This window comes from Cellulomonas sp. P5_E12 (assembly GCF_054049315.1).
Genome location: NZ_JBFUMP010000006.1, coordinates 271,490 through 297,429, shown reverse-complemented (window position 1 = coordinate 297,429; position 25,940 = coordinate 271,490). Strand labels below are relative to the sequence as shown.

The window sequence follows — 25,940 nt, the reverse complement described above, 5'->3', positions numbered from 1 at the left end:
GTCCCGTCACGGCCGCCAGATGGCCGCGGCCACGTCGCGCTCCCGCTCGCTGAACGGGCCCGGGCCGAGGAGGCCTCGCAGGTCGCTCTCGAAGGCGCCGAGCCGGTCGCCGAACAGGTGCGGGGCCGAGCTGGAGAGCGAGAGGACCGCATCGACGACGTCGTCGGCGGCCCGCTCGACCGCCTGCCCGCGGGGCACGACGAGCCGCTCCGGCCCGCGATAGCCGGCGGCCCGCATGACGTCCTCCTCGCCGCCGCGCGTGCCGGTCGGGAGGGTGCCGCGGCCCGCCCGCCGCACGGGCCCCAAGTACGCCGCGACGAGGTCGTCGATGCGGTCCCACGGCGGTCGCGGGTACGGGAGCTCGTCGTCGCCCTCGACGCCGCGGTGCGTCGTCGCCGACACGTGCACCCACGCGCCGCCCTCGTCCAGCATCCCGCGCACGCGGTCGGCCACCAGCGGTTGGTCCATCCAGTGGAAGGACTGCGCGAACACGACGGTCCGGAACCGGCCGAGGTCGGCCGGCAGCTCCTCCGCGCGCAGCTCGCGCCACTCGACCGGGGCCGATCCCGCCGAGCGCTGCGCCTCGACGAGCATGTCGGCGTCGGGGTCGACACCAACCGCCGACGAGAACAGCGGCGCCAGCAGCAGGGTGAGCGAACCCGGGCCGCACCCGACGTCGAGCAGCCGGCCGGTGCCGTCCAGGCCGAGCGCGCCGCGCAGGGCGTCCGCGAGCTCCGGCGGGTACGGCAGGCGGCCGACCACGTAGTGCGCGGCGGTACCCGCGAACAGCGACGGGTCCCACGCCCACTCGGTCATCGCGGTGAGCGCTCGCGGTTCGGGTCGTCCGTCGGCAGCACCAGACCCGTGCGTGCGACGGCGCCGTCGACCAGCTGCGCGAGGGCGACCCGGATCGCCTCGTTGGCCTGCTCGAGCGCCACGCGGCCTGACGTTCCCGCCGCCCGCTCCAGGACGAGGGGCTCGCCGAACTCGATCGCGAGCCGACGACGAAGTCCGGGGACGTGACCGACCGACTCCCCCGTCCGGCGCGTGCCCAGCACGGCGACCGGGACGACCGGCGCGTGGCCGTTGAGCGCCAGCCATGCGATCCCGGCGCGGGCGCTTGCCGCGTCGCCCTTGCCGCGGTTCCCCTCGGGGAACACCCCGACGGCGCCGCCGCGCTTGAGGACGACCAGCGCGCTGTTCAGGGCCGACCGGCCCCCGTCGTGCTCGACGGGGATCTGGCCGGCGGCGCGGAGCACCCAGCCGACCGGCCCCCAGAACATCTCGATCTTGACCAGCATGTTCGAGGGCCGGGGCGCGACCCCGAGCAGGACCGGGCCGTCGATGATGCCGGTGTGGTTCGCGGCGAACAGGACGGGTCCGTGCGTCGGCACGTGCTCGGCACCGACGACGCCGGTGTTCCAGACCACCCGCGCCAGGAACCGCCCGATCCAGCGCGACCAGCGCGGACCGGACGCGGACGGACCGGCGGTCGTGCTCACGCGCGGGAGCCCACGACCGACTCGACGACGTCGAGCACGGCCTGCACGGTCTGGTCGAAGTCGAGGTGGGACGAGTCCACGGTGACGACGCCGTCGGCGGCAACCTGGAACTGCACGACCGTCGAGTCGTCGGCGTCGCGCCGCAGCACCTGGTCGCGCGTGGCGTCGACAGCGTCGGCGTCGTCGGAACCGTGCAGCTCCAGCGCACGCCGGGCCAGGCGCGCCTCCTCGCTCGCGGTCAGGAGCACGCGCACGTCGGCGTCGGGCGCGACCACGGTCGTGATGTCCCGTCCCTCGGCGACGATCCCGGCGCCCGAGCGCGCCCGGTCGATGGCTCCGCGCTGCAACCGGCCGAGCTCGGCGCGCACCCCGAGGTTCGTCGCCACCGCGCTGACCGCGGCCGAGATCGACGTCTCGCGAATCGCCTCGCCGACGTCGATGCCGCCGACGTGCACGGTCGGGTTCGCCGGGTCCGTCCCCATGACGAGCGGGAGCGTCCTGACCTGCGCCGCGACGGCGTCGATGTCCGTCAGTGGGACGCCCTGCTGCACGCACCACCAGGTCGCCGCGCGGTACATCGCCCCGGTGTCCAGGTACGCGAGACCGAGGGCGCCGGCCACGCCGCGCGAGACGCTCGACTTGCCGGACCCCGAGGGGCCGTCGATCGCGATGACGAGGGCCGTGCTCAACTCACCAGTCTCCATCCGCGGGCTGTCAGCTCCGCCTCGAGGTGCTCAACGCTGCCGGGCAGCACCGAGATCTGTGCCATGCCGACCGGGCGGCCGGCGGCGTGCTCGAGGAGCAGGTCCTCGAGGTTGACGCCCACCTCACCCACCTCGGTGAGCAGCCGCGCCAGCTCGCCCGGGGCATCGGGGACGAGCACCGTGACCACGGCGTACGTGCGCTGGGCGCCACCGTGCTTGCCGGGGATGCGCGCGACGCCGGCGTTCCCGTCGGCGATCGCCTGCGCCAGGGTGGCCAAGGCGCCGAGCTCGACGGTCTCCGGACCGTCCGCAGCGGCCGCCTGCCCGAGCGCGGTGATCACGCCGTCCAGGTCGGTGCGCAGGTCCACCAGGACGGCGCGCACCGCCGCGGCGTTCGCGGCCAGGATCGAGGTCCAGAGCGCGGGATCCGACGCCGCCAGCCGCGTGACGTCCCGCAGGCCCTGACCCGCCAGGCCCAGGGCGGCCTCGTCGGCGCCCCGCAGGCGCGCGGCGACGAGGCTCGCGGCGACCTGCGGCACGTGGGAGACGGCGGCGACCGCGGCGTCGTGCGCGTCGGCGTCCATGGTCACGGGCACCGCGCCGAGGTCGACGGCGAGCGACCGCACGGCGAGGACTGCGGCGGGGCTCGACGCGCCCGAGTCGGTGATGACCCAGGGGCGACCGAGGAACAGGTCGGGCACGGCGGCCGACGGACCCGACCGCTCGCGACCGGCCATCGGGTGCGAACCGACGTACCTCGACAGGTCGGCGCCCGCGGCCTTGAGCTCGGCGAGCACGTAGCCCTTCACGCTGGCGACGTCCGTGACGACCGCGTCGGGGTAGGCCTCGAGCTCGGCGCGCACCACGTCCGCGGTGACGTCCGGCGGGGCGGCGACGACGACGAGGCCCGGCGGGGCATCGTCGGGACGCGCCGGCCGACCCGCACCGACGTCGCGCGCGAGCGCGAGAGCGGTCCGGGAGGGGTCGTGCAGGACGACGTCGACACCGTGGGTGGTGAGTGCGAGGCCCACCGACGTGCCCAGCAGGCCGGTGCCGACGATGCGCACCGGCCCTCTCGTCGACAGCGTCACATGCCCACCCGTGTCATCAGGGAGCCCACCTCGGTCTTCGACAGCACGCGCGTGCGACCCGGCTTGAGGTCACCCAGGCGGATCGGGCCGATCTGCGTGCGGACCAGCTGCGTGACCGGGAAGCCGACCTCGTCGAAGATCCGTCGCACGATGCGGTTGCGGCCCTCGTGCAGCTCGATCTCCACGAGGCTGGCCTGCGGCGTCGTCTGCACGATCTGGAACTTGTCGATCTTGGCCAGGCCGTCCTCGAGCTCGACGCCCTTGATCAGCCGCGTGCCCAGCGACGGCGTCACGCGGCCGTCGAGCTGCACCAGGTAGACCTTGGTGACGCCGTGCGACGGGTGCGAGAGCCGGTTGGCCAGGTCGCCGTCGTTGGTCAGCAGGATCAGGCCCTCGGTCTCGGCGTCGAGCCGGCCGACGTGGAACAGCCGCTCCTCGCGGTCGGCCACGAACTGCCCGATCGACGGCCGACCCTCGGGGTCGTGCATGGTGGAGACGACGCCCTTGGGCTTGTTGAGCGCGATCGTGATGATCGACGAGTCCAGCTGCACGCGCATGCCGTCGACGTGGATCACCGCAGTCAGCGGGTCGACGCGCACACCGAGCTCGGTGACCTTGTTCCCGTCGACGGTGACGCGGCCGGCGGAGATGAGGTCCTCGCACGCGCGGCGGGAGCCGAGTCCCGCCGCCGCGAGCACCTTCTGCAGGCGCGTGCCGTCGGGGTCGTGGACGTCGATGGTCACCTCGGGCGTGCGGCTCGGCTTCGACGGCCGGCTCGACGCACCGTCGCTGCGCGGCCGGCCGGTGCCGCCGCTGCGGGGATAGCCACCACCGGTCTTCGGGCGCGAGGCACCGCTGCGCGACGAACCGCTCGGACCGCCGCGCGAGGCGCCGCCGGTCGACCCGCGCGAGCCCGCGGAGCTGCCGCCGCGCGGCGCACCGGCGCTGCTCGACCCGCCCCGGTACCCGCCGCTGTCACGAGAGTCGCCACCGCCGGATCCGCCTCGGTACCCGCCGCTGTCGCGGGACCCGCCGCCGCTCGGGGCGCCCCGGTACCCGCCGCTGTCACGCGAGTCACCGCCGCGGTACCCGCCGCTGTCGCGCGAGTCACCACCGCGGTACCCACCGCTGTCACGCGAGTCGCCACCGCGGTACCCGCCGCTGTCGCGGGAGCCGCCGCCGGTCGAACCACCGCRGTAGCCACCCGTGCTGCCGCCGCGCGAGTCGCGCGAACCGGCGGAGCTGCCGCCGCTGCTGCGGTACCCGTCGCCGCCGCCCRTGCTGCCGCGGTAGCCCTCGCCGCCGCCGGCGCCGCGGTACCCGCCGCCRCTACCGGACCCGCCGGTGCTGCCGCCGCGGTAGCCGCCCGCGCTCCCGCCGCGGCTYGCGCCGGACCCGCTGCTGCCGCGGGGCGCACCGGATCGGGGCGCACCCGATCCGCCGCGCGAACCCGACTGTCCGCCGGACGATCCGGTGCCGCCTGTTCGTCGTTCCTGCGGGCTCATCTGATGTCTCCGATCGCCTGGTCGACACCCTCGAAGGAGTCGATGTCAGGCAGGTAGGGCGCGAGCGGAGGCATCTCGTCCAGGCTGGACAGCCCCATCCGCTCCAAGAAGTATCCCGTGGTCTGGTACAGGACCGCACCGCTGGAGGGATCGGTCCCCACCTCGGCGACCAGACCGCGCGTGGTGAGGGTGCGCACGACGCCGTCGACGTTGACGCCGCGGACCGCCGAGACCTGACCGCGGGTCACCGGCTGCCGGTACGCGATCACGGCGAGCGTCTCGAGCGCGGCCTGGGTCAGCCGAGCCGTCTGGCCCTCGAGCACGAAGCGTCCGACGACGTCGGCGTAGACCGGCGCCGAGTAGATCCGCCAGCCCTCCCCCGCGCGCCGCACCTCGAAGCCGCGCGGCCGACCGCCGAGGTCGCCGCGGTACTCGGCGGCGAGCTCGTCGAGGAGCGCCTCGACGCGAGCCGTGGGTAGCGCGAGGACCGTCGCCAGCCGGACGGCCGGGATCGGCTCGTCGGCGACCATGAGCACCGCCTCGAGCGCGGCCAGCGCGCCGCCGGGCAGGTCGTCGACGTCGAACGCGAGCTCGTCGGCCGCGGCGGACTCGACCGCGACAGCCTCCTCGACGGGCGACTCGTCGGGAACGGTCTGCTCGGTCATGCGTCCTCCTCGGGTGCCCCGTCACGGGCGAGCTCGGCATCGAGCGTGGTGTCCAGCGTGTCGAAGTCGTCGCTCACCTCGACCGCGCCGTCCTCGGCGCCCGTCCACCGCACGGTGAGCTCGCCGAGGGGTGTGACCTGGTCGAACGCGACAGCACCCTCCCGGAACAGCTCGAGCAGCGCGAGGAATCGGGCCACGACGACGATGGTCGCGTCGGCATCCGCGGTGAGCGCGCGGAACGACATCGAGCCCACGTGGCGCAGGCGGTCGACCAGCACCGCGGCCTGCTCCCTGACGCTCACCGCCGGGGCGTGCAGGTGGCTGATGTCGACACCGGGAGGCGCGGCCCGGGGCATGGACGCCTTGGCGGCCAGCATCGCCAGCTGCTCGGGCCCGATCTGCCAGACCAGCTCGGGCAGCAGCGCCGCCAGGTGGGGCTCGAGCGTCACGAGCCGCGGGAACCGGCGGCCTTCGGTGGCGAACCGCTCGGCCAGGTCCGCCGCGACCAGCTTGTAGGCGCGGTACTGCAGCAGCCGGGCGAACAGCAGGTCGCGAGCCTCCAGCAGCTCGAGGTCCTCCGCGTCCTCGACGTCGGCCGACGGCAGCAGCCGGGCGGCCTTCATGTCGAGCAGCGTGGCGGCGATGACCAGGAACTCGCTCGCCTGGCCGAGGTCCCACTCCTTCTCCGCGGCGCGGATGTGCGCGATGAACTCGTCGGTGACCTGCGCCAGCGCGACCTCGGTGATGTCGAGCTTGTGCTTGGCGATCAGCCCGAGAAGGAGGTCGAACGGGCCGCTGAAGTTGGTGAGGTGGACCTCGAAGCCCTGCGTCCCCACAGGGGCGGCCGAAGGAGCCGTCGCGACGGGCTGCTCAGGGACCGCGCGCTGGTCAGGCGGCGTCGCCACGGGCGACGAGCTCACGGGCCAGCTGGCGGTAGGCCGCCGCACCGGCGTGCGTCGGGGCGTAGGTGGTGATGGGCTCGGCCGCCACCGTCGCGTCGGGGAACTTCACCGTGCGGCTGATGACCGTGTGCAGCAGCGTGTCGCCGAACGCCTCGTTCACGCGAGCGACGACCTCGCGCGCGTGCAGCGTGCGGGGGTCGTACATCGTCGCCAGGATGCCGTCGACCTCGAGGCGCGGGTTGAGCCGGTCCCGCACCTTCTCGATGGTCTCCACCAGCAGCGCGACGCCCCGCAGCGCGAAGAACTCGCACTCCAGCGGGATGAGGACGCCGTGCGCGGCGGTGAGAGCGTTGACCGTGAGCAGCCCCAGGGACGGCTGGCAGTCGATCATCACGACGTCGTAGTCGTCCAGGATCGGGCGCAGCGTCCGCGAGAGCACCGACTCCCGGGCAACCTCCCCCACCAGCTGGACCTCGGCCGCGGAGAGGTCGATGTTCGCCGGCAGCAGGTCGAGGCCCGGGGTCGCCGTCTGCTGGATGAGCGAGCGGATGTCCGCGTCGCGCTCCATGAGCAGGTTGTAGACCGTGCGGTCCAGCTCGTGCGGGCTGATGCCCAGGCCCACCGACGCGGCACCCTGCGGGTCGAAGTCGACGATGAGCACCTTGCGGCCGTACTCGGCGAGCGCGGCGGCCAGGTTGATGGTCGTCGTCGTCTTGCCGACGCCGCCCTTCTGGTTGCACAGCGCGATGACGCGGGCGGGGCCGTGGGCGGCGAGCGGCGGGGGCTCGGGGAAGACGGGCATCGGCCGCCCGACGGCGTCGAGCTGCGGGTCGGTCGTCTGCTGGCTCACCACGCGGGACAACCTACCGGAGCACGCGGCCCGATGACCGCGCGACAGACCGAGCTCGGCGTGACGCTCATCGCGCCCGCGGGTGCGCGGCGGCGTAGACCTCGCGCAGCGTGTCCGGGGTGACCATCGTGTAGATCTGCGTCGTCGTCACCGACGCGTGCCCCAGCAGCTCCTGCACCACCCGCACGTCCGCGCCGCCGGCCAGCAGGTGGGTGGCGAACGAGTGCCGCAGCGTGTGCGGCGAGATGTGCTCGGCGCCCACGAGCCCGGCCCGCTCCGCGGCGACCCGGAGCACCGCCCACGCGCTCTGCCGGCTGAGCCGGGCCCCGCGCGTGTTCAGGAAGATGCCGGGCGACCCGCCCTTGCTCCCGACGGCCAGCGCCGGTCGCCCGCGCACCAGGTAGGCCTCCACGGCCTCCAGGGCGAAGGACCCGAGCGGCACGACGCGCTCCTTGCTGCCCTTGCCGAACAGCCGGACGGCGGCCCGGCCCGGGGTGCGGTCCAGGTCGTCCACGTCCAGCCCGACCGCCTCCGAGATGCGCGCCCCGGTGCCGTACACGAGCTCGAGCAGCGCCCGGTCGCGCAGCGGGACGCTGCCCTCGCCCAGGCCGGCCGCGTCCAGCAGCCGCTCGACGTCGTCGACGGAGATCGCCTTCGGCAGCCGCTTCGGCTGGGCGGGGGGCTTGACCGTGCTGGCCGGGTCGAGGCTCGTCAGCCCGTCGAGCAGCAGGAACCTGTGCCAGCCCCGGACCGCGACGACGATCCGCGCCGCCGACGACGCCGACAGCGCGCTGCGTCCGTCGGAACCCGTGCGCACCGCGAGCAGGAATCCCTCGACGTCCTGCTCGTCGACGTCGCCGGGCGTCGTGCGCCCGAGCCCGTGCAGGAAGGCCGTGTACCGCGCGAGGTCACGGCGGTAGGCCAGCAGCGTGTTGACGGACAGTCCGCGCTCGACGGTCAGGTGCGCGAGGTAGACCTCCAGCGCCTCGTCGATCGGCGTCGCGCTCATCAGAAGGGCAGGAACACGTCCACCGCGATCGCGACGGACAGCAGCGTGAGGTACGTGATCGACGCGTGGAAGACGCTCATCGCCTTGAGCTTGCCCGCCTCCGGGTGCTCCGCCCGCCGCAGCAGACCGATGCACGACCAGAGGAACCAGAGCCCGAGGGCCAGGGCGACGACCCCGTAGACCCAGGTCATGCCCTGCACGGGGACCAGCAGGAGCGAGCACGCGATCATGGCGACCGTGTACGCGATCATCTCCCGCGCGACCTTGGTGTCCTTGGCGACCACCGGCAGCATCGGGACGCCTGCGGCGGCGTAGTCGCGCCGGAACTTCATCGACAGCGGCCAGTAGTGCGGCGGCGTCCAGAAGAAGATCACGCCGAACAGGAGAGCCGCGGTCCACGACACCCCGCCCGTGACGGCCGACCAGCCGATGAGGACCGGCATGCAGCCGGCCGCGCCGCCCCACACGATGTTCTGCGGCGTGCGGCGCTTGAGGATCATGGTGTAGCCGACGACGTAGATGAGGATCGCGATCGCGGTCAGCCACGCGGACGCCGGGTTCACCATGACGGCGAGCCAGGCCAACGACGCGACGCCCAGCGCGAGCCCGAAGATCAGTGCCGCCCGCGGGGAGATCTCGCCCGTGACGATCGGCCGCCGCTTGGTGCGGTTCATGATCTTGTCGATGTCACGGTCGAGGTAGCAGTTCAGGACGTTGGCCGAGCCGGCCGCGGCCGCCCCGCCGACGAGCGTCGCGACGACCAGCCCGAGGCTCGGGAAACCACCCTCGGCCAGGATCATCGTCGGCAGCGTGGTGACGAGCAGCAGCTCGATGACGCGCGGCTTGGTCAGCGCGATGTACGGACCGACCTTGCTGCGGACGCGGGACAGCGGGCCGCCGGGGGCGGGCGGGGCGGTGGCAGCAGCGGCTGTCGGGGTCGACGCGGAGGACGCTCCGGCGTCTTCGACTGACAGGGGGCTGCTGAGGCGCACGCGCTGCGTTTCCGTTCGTGTTCCGAGAGGGGGAAGGTCGCGCAGCCATGCTACGGCCTGCACCTGCGCCAGGGCGCGACACGGGCCTCGGATCGCCGCAGGGACGGTGTGAGTTCAGTCGCTCGGCGCTCCCGTGGTCACGCCCGGCGGTGGTGCCCAGGTGCGCTATAAGGTCGGAACGCACGGTCCGACGACCGCCGAGACGGCGTGACGTCCCACCTGCCCGGCATCCCGCTGTGGGTGCTCGATCTCGTCCGACACGACACCCGGCCGGCGGCGCGGGTGGAAATGAGGTGCGGTGAACGCGAAGGCTCCCCTGGCCACGACGGTCGGTTGGACCGACCTCGACCTGCGGGCGGTGGACACCGTGCGTGTCCTGGCCGCCGACGCGGTCGAGAAGGTCGGCAACGGCCACCCCGGGACGGCGATCAGCCTGGCCCCGGCCGCCTACCTGCTCTACCAGAACGTGCTCAGGCACGACCCGGCGGACCCGCACTGGCTCGGCCGGGACCGGTTCGTCCTCTCGGCGGGCCACTCCAGCCTGACGCAGTACATCCAGCTTTACCTCGCCGGCTTCGGCCTCGAGCTCGAGGACCTGGAGGGGCTGCGCACCTGGGGCTCCAAGACCCCCGGGCACCCGGAGTACAAGCACACGACCGGCGTCGAGATCACCACCGGCCCGCTGGGCCAGGGGCTCGCGTCGGCGGTCGGCTTCGCGATGGCGTCGCGTCGTGAGCGCGGGCTCCTGGACCCCGAGGCCGCCCCGGGCACCAGCCCGTTCGACCACTTCGTCTACGTCATCGCGTCCGACGGCGACCTGCAGGAGGGTGTGACCTCCGAGGCGTCCTCGATCGCCGGCACCCAGGAGCTGGGCAACCTCATCGTGCTGTGGGACGACAACCACATCTCGATCGAGGGCGACACCGAGATCGCCTTCACCGAGGACGTCGTCGCGCGCTACGAGGCGTACGGCTGGCACGTCCAGTTCGTCGACTGGACCGGCGGGCCGGACGGGTACCGCGAGGACGTCGACGCCCTGCACGCCGCGATCGAGGCCGCCAAGGCCGTCACCGACCGCCCGTCGTTCATCGGCCTGCGCACCCTCATCGCGTGGCCGACGCCGACGAAGACCAACGACCACTCGTCACACGGGTCCAAGCTCGGCGGCGACGCGATCAAGGGCCTCAAGGAGCTGCTGGGCTTCGACCCCGAGAAGACGTTCGAGGTCGACCCCGAGGTCATCGCGCACACCCGCGGACTGTCGGAGCGCACCGCACCGGTGAAGGCCGAGTGGCAGGCCGCGTTCGACGCCTGGCGCGCCGCCAACGCCGACAACGCGGCGCTGCTCGACCGGCTCGTCGCCGGTGACCTGCCGGACGGCTGGACCGAGGCGCTCCCCGTGTTCCCCGCGGGCAAGGCCGTCGCCACCCGCGCGGCGTCCGGCGAGGTGCTCAGCGCGCTCGCGCCGGTCCTGCCTGAGCTGTGGGGCGGCTCGGCCGACCTCGCCGGCTCCAACAACACCACGATGAAGGGCGAGCCGTCCTTCATCCCCGCCAAGCGCTCCACGCACGAGTTCGCGGGCGACGAGTTCGGTCGCACGCTGCACTTCGGCATCCGCGAGCACGCGATGGGCGCGATCCTGTCGGGCATCCGGCTGCACGGCCTGACCCGGCCGTACGGCGGGACGTTCTTCACGTTCAGCGACTACATGCGCGGCTCGGTCCGGCTCGCCTCGCTCATGGGGGTGCCCGCGGTCTACGTGTGGACGCACGACTCCATCGGCCTCGGCGAGGACGGACCGACGCACCAGCCGATCGAGCACCTGGCCGCCGTCCGCGCGATCCCCGGTCTCACCGTGGTCCGCCCGGCCGACGCCAACGAGACGGCGGCGGCGTGGGCCGCGACCATCGAGCACACGAGCGGGCCGGTCGCACTCGTCCTCACGCGCCAGAACGTGCCGACGTTCCCGCGCGGCGAGGACGGCTTCGCGACGACCGAGGGCGTGGCCCGTGGCGCCTACGTCCTGCTCGAGGCGAGCAGCGGGACGCCGGACGTCATCCTCATCGGCACGGGGTCCGAGGTGCAGCTCGCCGTCGCCGCGCGGGAGACGCTCGAGGCCGCCGGTGTGGCCACCCGCGTGGTGTCCGCGCCGTCGCTCGAGTGGTTCGCCGAGCAGGACGAGGACTACCGGCAGTCGGTGCTGCCCTCGTCGGTGAAGGCCCGCGTCTCGGTCGAAGCCGGCATCGCGCTGTCCTGGCACAAGCTCGTCGGCGATGCCGGCCGCTCGGTGTCGATCGAGCACTACGGCGCGTCCGCGGACGACAAGACGCTCTTCCGCGAGTTCGGTTTCACGCCCGAGGCGGTCGTCGCCGCGGCGCACGAGTCGATCGCGGCAGCGCGCGGGGGTGCCGGACCGGCGACCACCGCGGGCCTCCCGAACAACGCTGGTCTGACCGGCGACCAGCAGGTCTGAGTCTGAACGGTCACGCCGCCCCGGCACGGCCGGGGCGGCGTGCGGGAGAAGGGGATCGACCATGGCACCGAGCAGCACCCCCCTGGCACGGCTGGCGGACGCCGGCGTCGCGATCTGGCTGGACGACCTCTCGCGCGAGCGGCTGCGCACGGGGAACCTCGCCCAGCTGGTCGCCGACAAGGGCGTCGTCGGCGTGACCACCAACCCGTCGATCTTCGCGAGCGCGCTCGCGAAGGGCGACGCCTACGACGAGCAGCTCCGGGAGCTGGCCGCGGACGGCGCCGACGTCGACGCCGCGGTGTTCCGGATCACGACGGACGACGTGCGGCAGGCGGCGGACGTGCTCCGCCCCGTCTACGACGCCACCGACGGGGTGGACGGACGGGTGTCCATCGAGGTGGACCCGAGGCTCGCGAAGGACACCGAGGCCACGATCGCCTCCGCCAAGTCGCTCTGGTCGACGGTGGACCGGCCGAACGTCTTCATCAAGATCCCGGCCACCCGCGAGGGTCTCCCGGCCATCACGGCCGTGCTCGCCGAGGGCATCAGCGTCAACGTCACGCTGATCTTCTCGCTCGAGCGCTACGGCGCGGTCCTGGACGCGTTCGAGAGCGGTCTGGAGAAGGCGAAGGCCAACGGGCACGACCTGGCGCCCATCGCCTCGGTCGCCTCCTTCTTCGTCTCGCGCGTCGACACGGCGATCGACCCGCTGCTCGACAAGATCGGCACCCCCGAGGCGGCGGCGCTGCGCGGCAAGGCGGCCATCGCCAACGCCCGCCTCGCGTACGGGCTCTACCAGGAGGTCGTCGCCGACGAGCGCTGGGCTTCCCTCGCCGCCGCCGGAGCACACCCGCAGCGGCCCCTCTGGGCATCCACGGGCGTCAAGGACAAGGCGTACCCGGACACGCTCTACGTCGACGAGCTCGTCGTGGCCGGCGTGGTCAACACCATGCCGGAGAAGACGCTGGACGCGGTCGCCGACCACGGAGGCGACGCCCACGACACGGTCACGGGGACCCGAGCCGAGGCCGAGGCCGTCATCGCGGGTCTGCGCGACCTCGGGATCGACATCGACGAGGTCACCGAGCAGCTGGAGGTCGAGGGCGTGGACAAGTTCACCGCGAGCTGGGGTGAGCTCCTGACCACCGTCTCCGACGGCCTCGCCGACGCCGCCAAGCAGGTCACGTCCGGGGACGCCAGGTGAGTCCGAACAAGGTCGGCCCCGGCCAGAACCCGCTCCGGGACCCCCGCGACCGCCGCCTCCCCCGGATCGCCGGCCCCTGCGGCCTCGTGATCTTCGGGGTCACGGGCGACCTCGCGCGCAAGAAGCTGATGCCCGCGGTGTACGACCTCACCAACCGCGGCCTGCTCCCGCCGGGCTTCGCGCTCACCGGCTTCGCCCGGCGCGACTGGGCGACGCAGGACTTCGCGGAGATCGTGCACGACTCGGTCAAGGAGCACGCCCGGACGCCGTTCCGGGAGGCCACGTGGCGCCAGCTGTCGGAGGGCATCCGGTTCGTCCAGGGCACCTTCGACGACGACGACGCGTTCGACCGGCTGCGCGACACCGTCGAGGAGCTCGACGTGTCCCGGGGCACGGGGGGCAACCACGCGTTCTACCTGTCGATCCCGCCGAGCTCGTTCCCGGTCGTGTGCAAGCAGCTGGCCCGGTCCGGGCTCTCCCAGCCCGCGGAAGGGACGTGGCGCCGCGTCGTCATCGAGAAGCCGTTCGGCCACGACCTCGCCAGCGCGCGTGAGCTCAACGACATCGTGTCGGACGTCTTCCGCCCCGACGACATCTTCCGGATCGACCACTACCTGGGCAAGGAGACGGTGCAGAACCTGCTGGCCCTGCGCTTCGCCAACCAGCTGTACGAGCCCATCTGGAACGCCAACTACGTCGACCACGTGCAGATCACGATGGCCGAGGACATCGGCATCGGCGGCCGCGCGGGCTATTACGACGGCATCGGCGCGGCCCGGGACGTCATCCAGAACCACCTCCTGCAGCTGCTCGCCCTCACGGCGATGGAGGAGCCGGCCTCGTTCGAGGCGCAGAGCCTCACCGCGGAGAAGATCAAGGTCCTCTCGGCCGTCAAGCTCCCCCGCGACCTCGGCAAGCACACGGCCCGCGGGCAGTACGCCGCGGGCTGGCAGGGCGGCGAGAAGGTCGTCGGCTACCTCGAGGAGGAGGGCTTCGACCCGAACTCCACCACCGAGACGTTCGCCGCCATCCGGGTCGACATCGACAACCGCCGCTGGGCCGGGGTGCCGTTCTACCTGCGGACCGGCAAGCGGCTCGGGCGCCGCGTCACCGAGATCGCGGTCGTCTTCAAGCGCGCGCCTCACCTGCCGTTCGAGTCGACCGCCACGGAGGAGCTGGGCAAGAACGCCCTGGTCATCCGCGTGCAGCCGGACGAGGGCGTGACCCTGCGGTTCGGCGCCAAGGTGCCCGGCACGGCCATGGAGGTCCGCGACGTCACGATGGACTTCGGCTACGGCCACGCCTTCACCGAGTCCTCTCCCGAGGCCTACGAGCGCCTCATCCTCGACGTCCTCCTGGGCGACCCGCCGCTGTTCCCGCGGCACGAGGAGGTCGAGCTGTCCTGGAAGGTGCTCGACCCGGTCACGTCGTACTGGGCCGGCAAGGGCAAGCCGGAGGAGTACCGATCGGGCACGTGGGGCCCGGAGTCGGCGGACAAGATGATGGCCCGCGACGGGCGCGTCTGGAGGCGGCCATGATCATCGAGATGCCCGACACCACCACCCGCGACATCAACAAGCGCCTGCTCAAGGAACGCGACGAGGGCGGCGCGATCGCCCTCGGCCGCGTGCTGACCCTGATCATCCCCGTGGGTGACCGGGACCCCGACGAGGCGATCGACGCCGCGAACGACGCCAGCCGCGAGCACCCGTGCCGCGTCATCGTCATCGCGAACGACACCAAGGAGCGGACGTCCACGCTGGACGCCCAGATCCGGCTCGGCGGCGACGCTGGCGCGAGCGAGGTGCTGGTGCTGCGCCCGTCCGGGCAGCTCGAGCGGCACCTGGACACGCTCGTCATCCCGTTGCTGCTCCCCGACACACCGATCGTCACCTGGTGGCCCTACGAGATCCCCGAGAACGTCGCCGAGGCGCAGCTCGGGCGCATGGCGACCCGCCGCATCACCGACTCGACCCAGGTCGCCCGCCCGAACGCGGCGCTGCGCAAGCTCGCCGCGTCCCACGTCGACGGCAACACGGACCTCGCGTGGACCCGCGCGACCCTCTGGCGCGGGCTCATCGCCGCGACGCTCGACCAGCCGCCGTACGAGCCGGTGCACAAGGCCGTCGTCGTCGGCGAGAGCACCCACCCGTCGGTCGACCTCATGGCCGCGTGGCTGGCCTACGCGCTGAAGGTCCCCGTCGAGATCGAGCGGATCAAGGACGCGCCCGCGATCACGCAGGTGCGGCTGGAGCGCGCGTCTGGTGACATCGTGCTCGACCGCCCGGACGGCAAGACGGCCGCCCTGCGGCAGCCCGACCAGCCCGAGCACCGGATCGCCCTGCCCATCCGCCAGCTGCGCGAGTGCCTGGCCGAGGAGCTGCGGCGGCTCGACGCCGACGAGGTCTACGGCGAGGTGCTGCAGAAGGGCCTCGCGAGGATCGACGCATGACCCGCGACGTCGTCGTCCACCCGGACTCCCGGGTGCTCGCCGAGTCCGTGGCCGCCCGGCTGCTCACGCACCTGGTCGACGTGCAGTCGCACCGCTCCCCCGTGCACGTGGTGCTCACCGGCGGCACGGTCGGCATCGCGTCACTGAAGGCCGTCGCGGCCAGCCCGGTGCGGGACGCCGTCGACTGGTCGGGAGTGCACCTGTGGTGGGGCGACGAGCGGTTCCTGCCCGACGGAGATCCCGAGCGCAACGAGACGCAGGCGCGGGACGCCCTCATCGACGCGCTCGGCGACGCCCTGCCGCTCGAGAACGTGCACCCGGTCCCCGCCCGGTCCGACGACGTCCCGACGCCCGAGGCGTCGGCCGACGCCTACGCCCAGACGTTCGCGGAGGCCGGTTCGCCGGCCTTCGACGTGCTACTGCTCGGCATGGGGCCCGACGGGCACGTCGCGTCGCTGTTCCCGGGCCACGAGGCGCTGACGGTCACCGGTCGGCCCACGGTCGGCGTCCACGGCTCCCCCAAGCCGCCGCCGGAGCGCGTCTCGCTGACCTACGACGCCATCCACGCCGCGCGCGAGGTCTGGGTGGTCGCGTCCGGTGCGGAGAAGGCCGCCGCCGTCGCCTCGGCGCTGCGCGGTGCCCCCGTGACGACGACACCCGCCTCGGGCGCCCTGGGCACCGAGCGGACTCTCTGGCTGGTGGACATCGCCGCCACCGAGGGCCTGGGCACCCCCGCCGCGCTCTCCACCACGCCGTCGGCGTTCCCGGCCCCGGTCGAGACGGAGGCCGACCTCTGGACCCGGGTCGACCACTACTTCGGCGCGCTCGTGCCCGAGGACGTCGCGCTGAGGGACACCCGGCACGCGGCCGCGTCCGGCGGCCTGCCCGACATCGCCGTCGCCCCCAACCAGGGCAAGCTCCTGCACCTCTTGGCGCAGGCCACGGGCGCCCGGCGGATCCTCGAGGTGGGGACGCTCGGCGGGTACAGCACGCTGTGGCTAGCCCGCGCCCTGCCCGCCGACGGCCACCTGACGACGCTCGAGCTCGAGCCCGAGCACGCCCGCGTGGCGACGGAGTCCCTGACCCGTGCCGGCGTCGACGGGCTCGTCGAGGTGCTCGTGGGTCGGGCGGCCGACACCCTCGACGGGCTGATCGCCGACGGGACCGAGCCGTTCGACCTGGTGTTCATCGACGCCGACAAGGAGTCGATCCCGCACTACCTCGAGCAGACGCTGTCGCTCACGCACCCGGGGTCGGTGGTGATCGTCGACAACGTGGTCCGCGGCGGTGCCGTGGTCGACGCCGACCACCCGGACGAGCGCGTCCAGGGCGTGCGCGCGATGGTCGAGCTGCTCAGGAGCCACCCGCGCTACGACGGCACGGTGATCCAGACGGTGGGCACCAAGGGGTACGACGGCTTCGCCCTGCTCCGCGTGCTCGACTGAGACCCGACACGTCGAAGGGGCCCCCGAATCTCGGGGGCCCCTTCGTCGTGTGTTCTGGGTCAGCCGCCGCGCTTGGCGCGCAGGGCCGCGAGTGCCTCGTCGAGGATCGCGGCGCCGTCCTCGTCGGACCGCCGCTCCTTCACGTAGGCGAGGTGCGTCTTGTACGGCTCGTTCTTCGACGGCGACGGAGGGTTCTCCTGGTCCTGCCCGGCGGGGAACCCGCAGCGGGGACAGTCCCAGGTCACCGGGGCGTCGAGCGCCGCTTCCTCGGCGAAGCTGGGGCGCGTCTCGTGGCCGTTGGCGCACCAGTACGACACCCAGATCCGCGGAGCGGTGTCCCCGCGCTCGGCCTCGCCCATCGGGCCGGCGCCGACTCGCGACCCCCTGATCGCACTCCCGCTCGCCATCGTCTACCGCCTCAGACCGTGCGCTCGAGGAGACCGAGCAGGATGATGATCGCCGTCCACAGGAGCGCGGTGCCGATCGTGATGCGGTTCAGGTTCCGCTCCGCCACGCCCGAGCTTCCGGCGCTGCTCGTGATGCCGCCGCCGAACATGTCCGACAGGCCGCCACCCTTGCCCTTGTGCAGCAGGACGAGCGGGATGAGCAGGAGGCTGGTCAGCACCAGCAGCACAGAGAGCGCGATACGAAGGCCAGTCACGTCGGTGTCAGTTCCTTACTGGGCGGGCACGTCGACGGCGGCTGAGCCGGCGACGCTGCGGTGGACCGCGGTACAGGGTAGGCGACGAGTGGGGCGATAAGCCACCACCTCGCCCAGGCGGGTCCCAGGAGTCTCCCGGGACCCACCCGCGACGGACTCAGAGACCGACGGCGTGCGACTGGTAGCGCGCGATCGCGGCGAACTCCTCGGGGTCCAGGCTCGCGCCGCCGACGAGAGCGCCGTCGACGTCGGGCTTGGCCATGATCGAGGCGACGTTCGACGACTTCACGGAACCGCCGTAGAGCACGCGGACGGCGTCGGCCGTGGCGGCGTCGTACAGCTCGCCGATCCGCGTGCGGATGGCCGCGGCCAGCTCCTGCGCGTCCTCGGGCGTGGCCGTCTCGCCGGTGCCGATGGCCCACACGGGCTCGTAGGCGACGACGATGGTGGCGACCTGCTCGGCCGTGAGGCCGGCCAGCGCACCGTCCAGCTGCGCGAGCGTGTGCGGCACGTGCTCGCCGGCCTTGCGGACGTCGAGCACCTCGCCGACGCACAGGATGGGGATCAGGCCGGCGCTGAGCGCGGACTTGACCTTCGCGTTGACCAGCTCGTCGGACTCGTTGTGGTACTCGCGGCGCTCCGAGTGGCCCACCGCGACGTACGTGACGCCGAGCTTGGCCAGGAACGCCGGCGAGATCTCGCCCGTGTACGCCCCGGACGTGTGCGCCGAGACGTCCTGCGCGCCGTAGACCAGCTCGAGCTTGTCGGCGTCCACGAGCGTCTGCACGCTGCGCAGGTCGGTGAACGGCGGCAGCACGGCCACCTCGACCTTGGCGAAGTCGTGCCGGGCGTCCTTGAGCGTCCACGCGAGCTTCTGCACGGTGTGCGTGGCCTGGTGGTGGTCCAGGTTCATCTTCCAGTTGCCCGCCATCAGCGGGGTGCGAGTCGCCACGTTCAGTCCTCCAGAACCGCGATGCCGGGGAGCGTCTTGCCCTCGAGGAACTCGAGGCTCGCGCCACCACCGGTCGAGATGTGTCCGAACCCGGCCTCGTCGAAGCCGAGCGTGCGCACGGCCGCGGCGGAGTCGCCACCGCCGACGATCGTGAAGCCGCCGTTGGCACCCGCGTCGACCAGCGCCTGCGCGACGGCACGCGTGCCGCCCGAGAACGCCTCGAACTCGAACACGCCCGCCGGGCCGTTCCAGACGACGGTCTTGGCGTCGACGATCTTGCTCGCGAAGAGCTTGCTCGACTCGGGGCCGATGTCGAGCCCGATCTTCCCGTCCGGGATCGCGTCCGCGCGCACGACGAGCGCCGGGCTGTCGGCCTTGAACTCGTCGGCGACGACGATGTCGGTCGGCAGCACGATCTCGACGCCGGCCTCCTCGGCCTGCGCCAGGTAGCCCTTGACGGTGTCGATCTGGTCGGCCTCGAGCAGCGAGTTGCCGACCGGGTGGCCCTTCGCCGCGAGGAAGGTGAAGAGCATGCCGCCGCCGATGAGCAGGCGGTCCGCCTTGGTCAGCAGGTTGGCGATGACGCCGAGCTTGTCGGACACCTTCGAGCCGCCGAGGACGACCACGTAGGGCCGCTCGGGGTCGTCGGTCGCCTTGCGCAGCGACGCGACCTCCTTGAGGACGAGCTTGCCGACGGCGTGCGGCAGCACCAGCGCGACGTCGTAGACCGAGGCCTGCTTGCGGTGCACGACGCCGAAGCCGTCGGACACGAAGACATCAGCAAGGCCGGCCAGCTCCCCCGCCAGCTCGGCGCGCTCGGCGTCGACCTTGGACGTCTCGCGCGGGTCGAACCGGATGTTCTCCAGCAGTGCGATCTCGCCGTCCTGCAGCGCCGCCACGGTGGCCTTCGCCGAGTCGCCGACGACGTCCTTCGCGAGCGCGACCGGCTGCCCCAGCAGCTCGGAGAGGCGCGCGGCGACGGGCGCGAGCGAGTACTTGTCCTCGGGGGCACCCTTCGGGCGGCCGAGGTGGGCGGTGACGACGACCCGCGCGCCGGCGGCGAGGAGCGCCTGGAGCGTCGGGAGGGCCGCGCGCACGCGGCCGTCGTCGGTGATGGTCGTGCCGTCGAGCGGCACGTTGAAGTCGGAGCGGACGAGCACGCGCTTGCCGCGCAGGTCGCCGAGGTCCTCGATGGTCTTCATGCGTCTTCTTCCCTTGACTCGAGCAGGGCCGGACACGGCAGCGTCCGCGTGCGCCGGGGCCACAAGGGCCGGGGCGCACGCGGACGCATGACCGTCACTACAGGTGCGACGTGACCGTCAGAGACGCTCGCCGACGTACGTGGTGAGCGCGACGAGGCTGTTCGAGTAGCCCCACTCGTTGTCGTACCAGGCGATGATCTTGACCAGGTCGCCGCTCACCTTGGTGAGCTTCGAGTCGAAGATGCTCTGGTGCGGGTTCGTGACGATGTCGCTCGACACGATCTCGTCGTCGACGTACTCGAGGATGCCCTTGAGCGGGCCGTCGGCAGCGGCCTTGACCGCGGCGTTGACCTCGTCGACGGTGACCTCGCGCGAGGCCGTGAACGTCAGGTCCGTGGCCGAGCCCGTGATGACCGGGACGCGGAGGGCGAAGCCGTCGAGCTTGCCCTTGAGCTCCGGGAGCACGAGCGCGACGGCCTTGGCCGCACCGGTCGACGTCGGGACGATGTTCTGCGCGGCGGCGCGGGCGCGGCGGAGGTCCTTGTGGGGGCCGTCCTGCAGGTTCTGGTCGCCGGTGTAGGCGTGGATCGTGGTCATGAGGCCACGCTCGATGCCGATCGAGTCGTTGAGCGCCTTGGCCACGGGGGCCAGGCAGTTCGTGGTGCACGACGCGTTCGAGATGATGTGCTGCGTCGCGGCGTCGTACGACTCGTGGTTCACGCCGACGACGAACGTCGCGTCCTCGTTCTTCGCCGGGGCGGAGATGATGACCTTCTTGGCGCCGGCCTCGAGGTGGGCCTTCGCCTTGGTGGCGTCCGTGAAGAAGCCGGTCGACTCGATGACGATGTCCGCGCCCAGCTCCTTCCAGGGGAGGCTGGCGGGATCGCGCTCGGCGAGGGCACGGATCTTCTTGCCGTCGACGATGATGTTCTCGTCGTCGAAGTCGACGCTGAGCGGGAAACGACCGAGCACCGTGTCGTACTTCAGCAGGTGCGCGAGCGTCTTGTTGTCCGTGAGGTCGTTCACGCCGACGATCTCGATGTCGGCACCGGACGCGATGATCGCCCGGTAGAAGTTACGCCCGATACGGCCGAAGCCGTTGATACCGACGCGGATGGTCACTTGCCCTCCTCGGCAGCGCCGACGGGGGGCCGGCGCACACATTTTGGTGATGGGGTCACGCACGCCGCTGTGCGCTCCGGACGCCTACGGCACGGGCTGTCTCACATGCCCAACACGTGACCGTCGTGTGACGTTCGGATGACATGACCCTATACCAGTGACCGGGCTCACGCGGTGACGAAGGTCCCTCGTGAGACGGCCGCGGGGGCACCGCGGGCCAGGTCAGAGGTCGAGCAGGTCCGGGCTGAGCCCGGCCTCGGTGTCCGGGATCCCCAGCTCCGCCGCGCGCTTGTCCGCGGTCGCCAGCAGGCGGCGGATGCGGCCTGCCACGGCGTCCTTGGTGAGCGTGGGCACGGCGAGCTTGCCCAGCTCCTCCAGCGACGCCTCCTTGTGCGCGAGCCGCAGCTCCCCGGCCTCGCGCAGGTGCTCCGGCAGCTCGTCGCCCAGGATCTCGAAGGCCCGCTCGACGCGGGCACCCGCGGCGACGGCGGCGCGCGCCGAGCGGCGCAGGTTCGCGTCGTCGAAGTTGGCGAGCCGGTTGGCCGTGCCGCGGACCTCGCGCCGCACGCGGCGCTCCTCCCAGACCAGCACGGTCTCGTGCGCGCCGAGCCGCGTCAGCATGGCGCTGATCGCGTCCCCGTCGCGGATGACCACGCGGTCGATGCCCCGGACCTCGCGCGCCTTGGCGGCGATGCCCAACCGGCGCGCGGCCCCGACGAGCGCGAGCGCCGCCTCCGGGCCGGGGCACGTGACCTCGAGCGCCGACGACCGGCCGGGCTCGGTGAGCGAGCCGTGCGCGAGGAACGCTCCGCGCCAGGCCGCCTCAGCCTCCGCGACGCCCGCCGACACGACCTGCGGCGGCAGCCCACGGACCGGGCGCCCCCGGTTGTCGAGCAGCCCCGTCTGGCGGGCGAGCGACTCGCCGTCCTTGACGACGCGGACCACGTACCGGCTGCCGCGGCGCAGACCACCGCCCGACACGACGATGATCTCGCTCTCGTGCCCGTACACCTCGGCGATCGCCTGTCGCAGACGCCGGGCCGCGATGCCCGTGTCCAGCTCCGCCTCGATGACGATCCGACCCGAGATGATGTGCAAGCCCCCGGCGAACCTCAGGGTGGCCGAGACCTCGGCCTTCCGTGAGGACGTCTTGTCCACCTTCAGACGGGCGAGCTCGTCCTTCACCTGTGCCGTCAACGCCATGGCTGCATCCTGCCATTGCAGGACACGTGCCCGGGACCGCTCCCGTCACCTACCTCGGTGGGTTCTCGCGGGTCCCGACGTCCCCGAGGAAGCCGTCCAGCACGTCCGAGTAGGCCCCGGCGAGCCGCAGCGGGTCGTGCCGCGGGGTCCCGTCACCCCGGCCGACCTGCCGCAGCAGGAGACGTGCTCCCAGGTCCGCGCAGCGTGCGGCGAGCGCGGTGACGTCCTCCACGGCCGACGGGTCCGCGACCACGGCATCCACCCGGAGCTCGGGCGCGTGCACCCGGAGCACCTCCAGGTACTGGTCGGCGCTCATGCCCGCCGTCTCCCCCGATTCACCCGAGGAGAGGTTGAGGGTCAGGATCGTGCGCGCCCCCGTTCGGCCCAGCGCGTCGCGCAGCCCCGGCACCAGCAGGTGCGGGAGGACCGACGTGTACCAGGAGCCCGGCCCGAGGATGACCCAGTCGGCGGCCTCGATGGCCTCCACGGCCTCGGGGCACGCGGGCGGGTCCGCCGGTTCGAGGCGCACCTGCGTGATGGTCCCGCTCGTGACGGCGACGGCACTCTGCCCGACCACGAGGCTCGTGGCGCCCCCGGGCTCGACGACGTCGGCCTCGATGAGCAGCGGCACGGAGGTCATCGGCAGCACCCGACCGCGGGCGCCCAGCAGCTTGCCCACCCAGTCGAGTCCTTCGACGGTGTCGCCCAGCAGCTCCCACAGCGCGACGATGAGCAGGTTCCCCACCGCGTGGTTGTCCAGGTCCCCGGACGAGCGGAACCGGTGCTGCAGCAGGTCGCGCCAGGTCCGGCCCCAGTCCGAGTCGTCGCAGAGCGCGGCGAGGGCCATCCGGAGGTCGCCGGGCGGCAGGACGCCGAGCTCGTCGCGCAGGCGGCCCGAGGACCCGCCGTCGTCGGCGACCGTGACGACGGCGGTGATGCGGTCGGTCATCAGCCGCAGGGCCGACAGTGACGCCGACAGGCCGTGCCCACCACCCAGAGCGACGACGGCCGGCGCGGCCGCCCTCATTCCTTGCCGAGGTCGCGGGCCGACACCGCGACGAGGTGACCCCGCTCCCGCAGCTTCGTCGCGATGGCCTCGCTGACGGCCACCGAGCGGTGCTTGCCGCCCGTGCACCCGACCGCGATGGTCACGTACCGCTTCTCCTCGTTGAGGTACCCCGCCAGCACCGGCTCGAGGGCGTCGACGTACCGGTCGATGAAGGTCACGGCGCCGGGCAGGCCCAGCACGTAGTCGCGCACGGGCGCGTCGCGTCCTGTGAGGTGCCGCAGCTCGGTGATCCAGTACGGGTTGGCCAGGAACCGCATGTCGACCACGTGGTCGGCGTCCAGGGGGATCCCGTACTTGAACCCGAAGGAGACGACCGAGATCCGCAGCACGTCGTCGGCGGCGCTGGCGACCACGGCCCGGACCTCGCGGGCCAGGTCGTGCACGTTGAGCTCGGAGGTGTCGATCAGGGTGTCGGCCCGCTCGCGCAGGTCGGAGAGGATCGCGCGCTCCTCGGCGATGCCGTCGAGGATCCGCCCCTGACCCTGCAGCGGGTGCGGCCGCCGGACCTGCTCGAACCGCCGCACCAGCACCTCGTCCGAGGCGTCGAGGAACAGGATCCGGTACTCGATCCCCGACGCGCGCAGCCCCTGCAGCACGGGCGACAGGTCCCGGAAGAACTCGCGGCCGCGCACGTCGATGACGGCGGCGAGCCTCTGCGCCCCGGCGCCGGCAGGCCCGCTGGTGAGCATCCCGACGAGGTGCGTGAGCATCTGGGCCGGCAGGTTGTCGATGACGTACCAGTCGAGGTCCTCGAGCACCGCGGCGGCCCGCGTGCGGCCCGCGCCGGACATGCCGGTGATGATGAGGACCTGCGGCTGGCTCAGGTGGGGCGCCTCGGTGGCCGCCTCGAGGGCGGGGATCCCGGCGGGCACCGTGATCGGCGAAGGCTCGTCGCTCATGCGTCCAGCATGCCAGCCGGCTCGGTCGCGGGGGCCGCCGCCACACCCGGCGCGGCCAGCGCGGCGACCACCGCCGCCGCCGTCCGGTCCCCCATGCCCTGTACGGACGCGATCTCCTCGACCGACGCCGCACGCAGCCGCTTCACGGACCCGAAGTGCCGGAGCAGGGCCGCCTGGCGGGCAGGCCCGAGGCCGGGCACGCCGTCCAGCACCGACGTCGTCATGCCCTTGCTCCGACGCTTGCGGTGCGCGGTGATCGCGAACCGGTGCGCCTCGTCGCGCAGTCGCTGGAGCAGGTAGAGGCCCTCGGAGCTGCGCTGGAGGATCACCGGGTACTCCTCGCCCGGCAGCCACACCTCCTCGAGCCGCTTGGCCAGCCCGACCAGGGCGACGTCGTCGATCCCGAGCTCCGCCATGGCCGCAGCGGCCGCCGCCACCTGCGGCGGTCCGCCGTCCACGACGACGAGGTTCGGCGGGTAGGCGAAGCGCACCGGCTTGCCGGTGACCTCGTCGATCGGCCCCGAGCGCAGCGGCTGGTCGTCGTCGTCCTCGCCGATGCCCAGCTCGACGTCCCGCGCGTCCGCCCGGTCGGCCAGGTACCGCCGGAACCGCCGGGTGATGACCTCGTGCATGGCCGCCGTGTCGTCGCGCGCGCCCTGCCCCTCCGGACCGCGGACGGTGAACAGCCGGTACTCGCTCTTGCGCGCGAGACCGTCCTCGAAGACGACCATCGACGCCGACTGGTACGTGCCCTGGTTGTGCGAGACGTCGTAGCACTCGATGCGCAGCGGGGCGGACGCCAGGTCCAGCGCCTCCTGGATCTCCTGCAGCGCCTGGCTGCGGGTGGTCAGGTCGCCCGCGCGCCGGGTGCGGTGGAGCACGAGCGCGTGCTCGGCGTTGCGGTGCACGGTCTCCGCCAGCTCGCGCTTGTCGCCCCGCTGCGGCACGCGCACCGAGACCTTGCTGCCGCGCAGGCCTGTCAGCCAGGCCTGCACCTGGTCGACGTCGGGCGGGAGCACGGGGACCAGCACCTCGCGCGGCACCGCCGACGAGCCCGGGTCCCCGTCGCCGGACGCCTCGTTGCCGTAGATCTGCTGCAAGAGGTGCTCGACGAGCTCGGCGTCGGTCACGTCCTCGACCTTCTCGACCACCCACCCGCGCTGGCCGCGGATGCGTCCGTCGCGCACGTGGAACACCTGGACCGCCGCCTCCAGCTCGTCGCCGGAGAGCGCGAAGATGTCCGCGTCCGTGCCGTCGGCCAGCACCACCGCGTTCTTCTCGGTGGCCCGCTCGAGGGTCGCGATGTCGTCGCGCAGGCGTGCCGCGCGCTCGAACTCCAGCTCCGCCGACGCCTCCTTCATGCGCGCCGTCAGCCGCCGCGTGAACTTCGCCGTGTCGCCCGCCATGAAGTCGCAGAAGTCCTGGGCGAGCTGGTGGTGGTCGTCGGGCGAGATGCGGCCGACACAGGGCGCCGAGCACTTGTCGATGTACCCGAGCAGGCAGGGCCGGCCCTGCTGGTGCGCCCGCTTGAACACGCCCGCCGAGCACGTGCGGACCGGGAACACGCGCAGCAGCAGGTCGACGGTCTCGCGGATGGCCCACGCGTGCGCGTAGGGGCCGAAGTACCGGGTGCCCTTGCGCTTGGCGCCGCGCATGACCTGGATGCGCGGGAACTCGTCGGCCATCGTCACGGCGAGGTACGGGTACGACTTGTCGTCCCGGTACTTCACGTTGAAGCGCGGGTCGAACTCCTTGATCCAGGAGTACTCGAGCGCGAGCGCCTCGACCTCGGTGCCCACGACCGTCCACTGCACCGAGGCAGCCGTGGTGACCATCTGCCGGGTGCGCTGGTGCAGGCCCGAGAGGTCCTGGAAGTAGCTGGACAGGCGCGAGCGCAGGCTCTTGGCCTTGCCGACGTAGATGACGCGGCCGTGCTCGTCGCGGAAGCGGTAGACGCCCGGCGAGTCCGGGATCTCCCCCGGCGCGGGGCGGTACGTGGCGGGATCAGCCATGCGTTCGAGCGTAGTTCGCGAGACCG

The 25,940-nt window shown here is 72.7% G+C and carries 24 protein-coding genes; 5 read left to right on the top strand and 19 right to left on the bottom strand.

Annotated elements, in window-relative coordinates; all coding sequences use genetic code 11:
- Positions 1-6: 6 nt before the first annotated feature.
- From ACXJKA_RS07755 to ACXJKA_RS07710, 10 genes are all read right to left on the bottom strand, one after another.
- Positions 7-816: a class I SAM-dependent methyltransferase gene (locus tag ACXJKA_RS07755; protein ID WP_456824609.1), complete on the bottom strand. Its 810-nt coding sequence runs from the start codon at positions 814-816 to the stop codon at positions 7-9.
- The gene (locus ACXJKA_RS07750) at positions 813-1,502 is read right to left on the bottom strand and encodes a lysophospholipid acyltransferase family protein (protein ID WP_456824608.1); all 690 of its coding nucleotides are present in this window, start codon (positions 1,500-1,502) and stop codon (positions 813-815) included. Before ACXJKA_RS07750 ends, ACXJKA_RS07755 begins: the two co-directional genes overlap by 4 nt.
- Positions 1,499-2,206, bottom strand: a complete 708-nt coding sequence (cmk, locus tag ACXJKA_RS07745; RefSeq protein WP_456824607.1) for a (d)CMP kinase — start codon at positions 2,204-2,206, stop codon at positions 1,499-1,501. The genes ACXJKA_RS07750 and cmk overlap by 4 nt, the downstream gene beginning before the upstream one ends.
- Positions 2,188-3,297 carry a prephenate dehydrogenase gene (locus ACXJKA_RS07740; protein ID WP_456824606.1) on the bottom strand — a complete coding sequence of 370 codons (1,110 nt, stop codon included), beginning with the start codon at positions 3,295-3,297 and terminating at the stop codon, positions 2,188-2,190. The genes cmk and ACXJKA_RS07740 overlap by 19 nt, the downstream gene beginning before the upstream one ends.
- On the bottom strand, positions 3,294-4,802 hold the full coding sequence (locus ACXJKA_RS07735) for a pseudouridine synthase (protein ID WP_456824605.1): 1,509 nt from the start codon (positions 4,800-4,802) through the stop codon (positions 3,294-3,296). The genes ACXJKA_RS07740 and ACXJKA_RS07735 overlap by 4 nt, the downstream gene beginning before the upstream one ends.
- A complete protein-coding gene (gene scpB, locus ACXJKA_RS07730) occupies positions 4,799-5,467 on the bottom strand; it encodes an SMC-Scp complex subunit ScpB (protein ID WP_456824604.1) in 669 nt (222 codons plus the stop codon). The genes ACXJKA_RS07735 and scpB overlap by 4 nt, the downstream gene beginning before the upstream one ends.
- Positions 5,464-6,372 carry a segregation and condensation protein A gene (locus tag ACXJKA_RS07725; RefSeq protein WP_456824623.1) on the bottom strand — a complete coding sequence of 303 codons (909 nt, stop codon included), beginning with the start codon at positions 6,370-6,372 and terminating at the stop codon, positions 5,464-5,466. Before ACXJKA_RS07725 ends, scpB begins: the two co-directional genes overlap by 4 nt.
- Positions 6,356-7,171: a ParA family protein gene (locus tag ACXJKA_RS07720; protein ID WP_456824622.1), complete on the bottom strand. Its 816-nt coding sequence runs from the start codon at positions 7,169-7,171 to the stop codon at positions 6,356-6,358. Before ACXJKA_RS07720 ends, ACXJKA_RS07725 begins: the two co-directional genes overlap by 17 nt.
- A 115-nt stretch (positions 7,172-7,286) precedes the next feature.
- Positions 7,287-8,228: a site-specific tyrosine recombinase XerD gene (locus tag ACXJKA_RS07715; protein ID WP_456824603.1), complete on the bottom strand. Its 942-nt coding sequence runs from the start codon at positions 8,226-8,228 to the stop codon at positions 7,287-7,289.
- A complete protein-coding gene (locus ACXJKA_RS07710) occupies positions 8,228-9,220 on the bottom strand; it encodes a heme o synthase (protein ID WP_456824602.1) in 993 nt (330 codons plus the stop codon). The genes ACXJKA_RS07715 and ACXJKA_RS07710 overlap by 1 nt, the downstream gene beginning before the upstream one ends.
- Positions 9,221-9,518: 298 nt before the next feature.
- Here ACXJKA_RS07710 and tkt point away from each other — a divergent pair, with 298 nt between their 5' ends.
- The 5 genes from tkt to pgl all read left to right on the top strand — a co-directional run bounded on the left by tkt (position 9,519) and on the right by pgl (position 16,794).
- Positions 9,519-11,693: a transketolase gene (tkt, locus tag ACXJKA_RS07705; RefSeq protein WP_456824601.1), complete on the top strand. Its 2,175-nt coding sequence runs from the start codon at positions 9,519-9,521 to the stop codon at positions 11,691-11,693.
- A 61-nt stretch (positions 11,694-11,754) separates the two neighbouring features.
- Positions 11,755-12,897 carry a transaldolase gene (gene tal, locus ACXJKA_RS07700; protein WP_456824600.1) on the top strand — a complete coding sequence of 381 codons (1,143 nt, stop codon included), beginning with the start codon at positions 11,755-11,757 and terminating at the stop codon, positions 12,895-12,897.
- Entirely contained in the window at positions 12,894-14,435 is a 1,542-nt protein-coding gene (gene zwf / locus ACXJKA_RS07695) for a glucose-6-phosphate dehydrogenase (protein WP_456824599.1), read from the top strand. The genes tal and zwf overlap by 4 nt, the downstream gene beginning before the upstream one ends.
- The gene (locus ACXJKA_RS07690; protein ID WP_456824598.1) at positions 14,432-15,349 is read left to right on the top strand and encodes a glucose-6-phosphate dehydrogenase assembly protein OpcA; all 918 of its coding nucleotides are present in this window, start codon (positions 14,432-14,434) and stop codon (positions 15,347-15,349) included. The genes zwf and ACXJKA_RS07690 overlap by 4 nt, the downstream gene beginning before the upstream one ends.
- Positions 15,346-16,794, top strand: a complete 1,449-nt coding sequence (gene pgl / locus ACXJKA_RS07685; protein WP_456824597.1) for a 6-phosphogluconolactonase — start codon at positions 15,346-15,348, stop codon at positions 16,792-16,794. The genes ACXJKA_RS07690 and pgl overlap by 4 nt, the downstream gene beginning before the upstream one ends.
- Before the next feature lie 59 nt (positions 16,795-16,853).
- On the opposite strand, the gene ACXJKA_RS07680 is transcribed toward pgl, so the two are convergent.
- The 9 genes from ACXJKA_RS07680 to uvrC all read right to left on the bottom strand — a co-directional run bounded on the left by ACXJKA_RS07680 (position 16,854) and on the right by uvrC (position 25,914).
- On the bottom strand, positions 16,854-17,201 hold the full coding sequence (locus ACXJKA_RS07680; RefSeq protein WP_370503994.1) for an RNA polymerase-binding protein RbpA: 348 nt from the start codon (positions 17,199-17,201) through the stop codon (positions 16,854-16,856).
- An 11-nt stretch (positions 17,202-17,212) separates the two neighbouring features.
- Positions 17,213-17,455 (bottom strand): preprotein translocase subunit SecG, encoded by a 243-nt coding sequence (gene secG / locus ACXJKA_RS07675; RefSeq protein ID WP_456824596.1) that lies wholly within the window; start codon positions 17,453-17,455, stop codon positions 17,213-17,215.
- Positions 17,456-17,612: 157 nt separating this feature from the next.
- Entirely contained in the window at positions 17,613-18,407 is a 795-nt protein-coding gene (gene tpiA, locus ACXJKA_RS07670; protein ID WP_456824595.1) for a triose-phosphate isomerase, read from the bottom strand.
- Between the two features lie 2 nt (positions 18,408-18,409).
- A complete protein-coding gene (locus tag ACXJKA_RS07665) occupies positions 18,410-19,609 on the bottom strand; it encodes a phosphoglycerate kinase (RefSeq protein ID WP_456824594.1) in 1,200 nt (399 codons plus the stop codon).
- 117 nt (positions 19,610-19,726) lie between these two features.
- A complete protein-coding gene (gene gap / locus ACXJKA_RS07660; RefSeq protein ID WP_456824593.1) occupies positions 19,727-20,731 on the bottom strand; it encodes a type I glyceraldehyde-3-phosphate dehydrogenase in 1,005 nt (334 codons plus the stop codon).
- A 222-nt stretch (positions 20,732-20,953) separates the two neighbouring features.
- Positions 20,954-21,934, bottom strand: a complete 981-nt coding sequence (gene whiA, locus ACXJKA_RS07655; RefSeq protein ID WP_456824592.1) for a DNA-binding protein WhiA — start codon at positions 21,932-21,934, stop codon at positions 20,954-20,956.
- A gap of 49 nt (positions 21,935-21,983) precedes the next feature.
- Complete coding sequence (locus ACXJKA_RS07650; protein WP_456824591.1) at positions 21,984-22,961, bottom strand: gluconeogenesis factor YvcK family protein; 978 nt, start codon at positions 22,959-22,961, stop codon at positions 21,984-21,986.
- Entirely contained in the window at positions 22,958-23,902 is a 945-nt protein-coding gene (gene rapZ, locus ACXJKA_RS07645; RefSeq protein ID WP_456824590.1) for an RNase adapter RapZ, read from the bottom strand. The genes ACXJKA_RS07650 and rapZ overlap by 4 nt, the downstream gene beginning before the upstream one ends.
- Positions 23,899-25,914 carry an excinuclease ABC subunit UvrC gene (gene uvrC, locus ACXJKA_RS07640; protein ID WP_456824589.1) on the bottom strand — a complete coding sequence of 672 codons (2,016 nt, stop codon included), beginning with the start codon at positions 25,912-25,914 and terminating at the stop codon, positions 23,899-23,901. Before uvrC ends, rapZ begins: the two co-directional genes overlap by 4 nt.
- Positions 25,915-25,940: the final 26 nt, after the last annotated feature.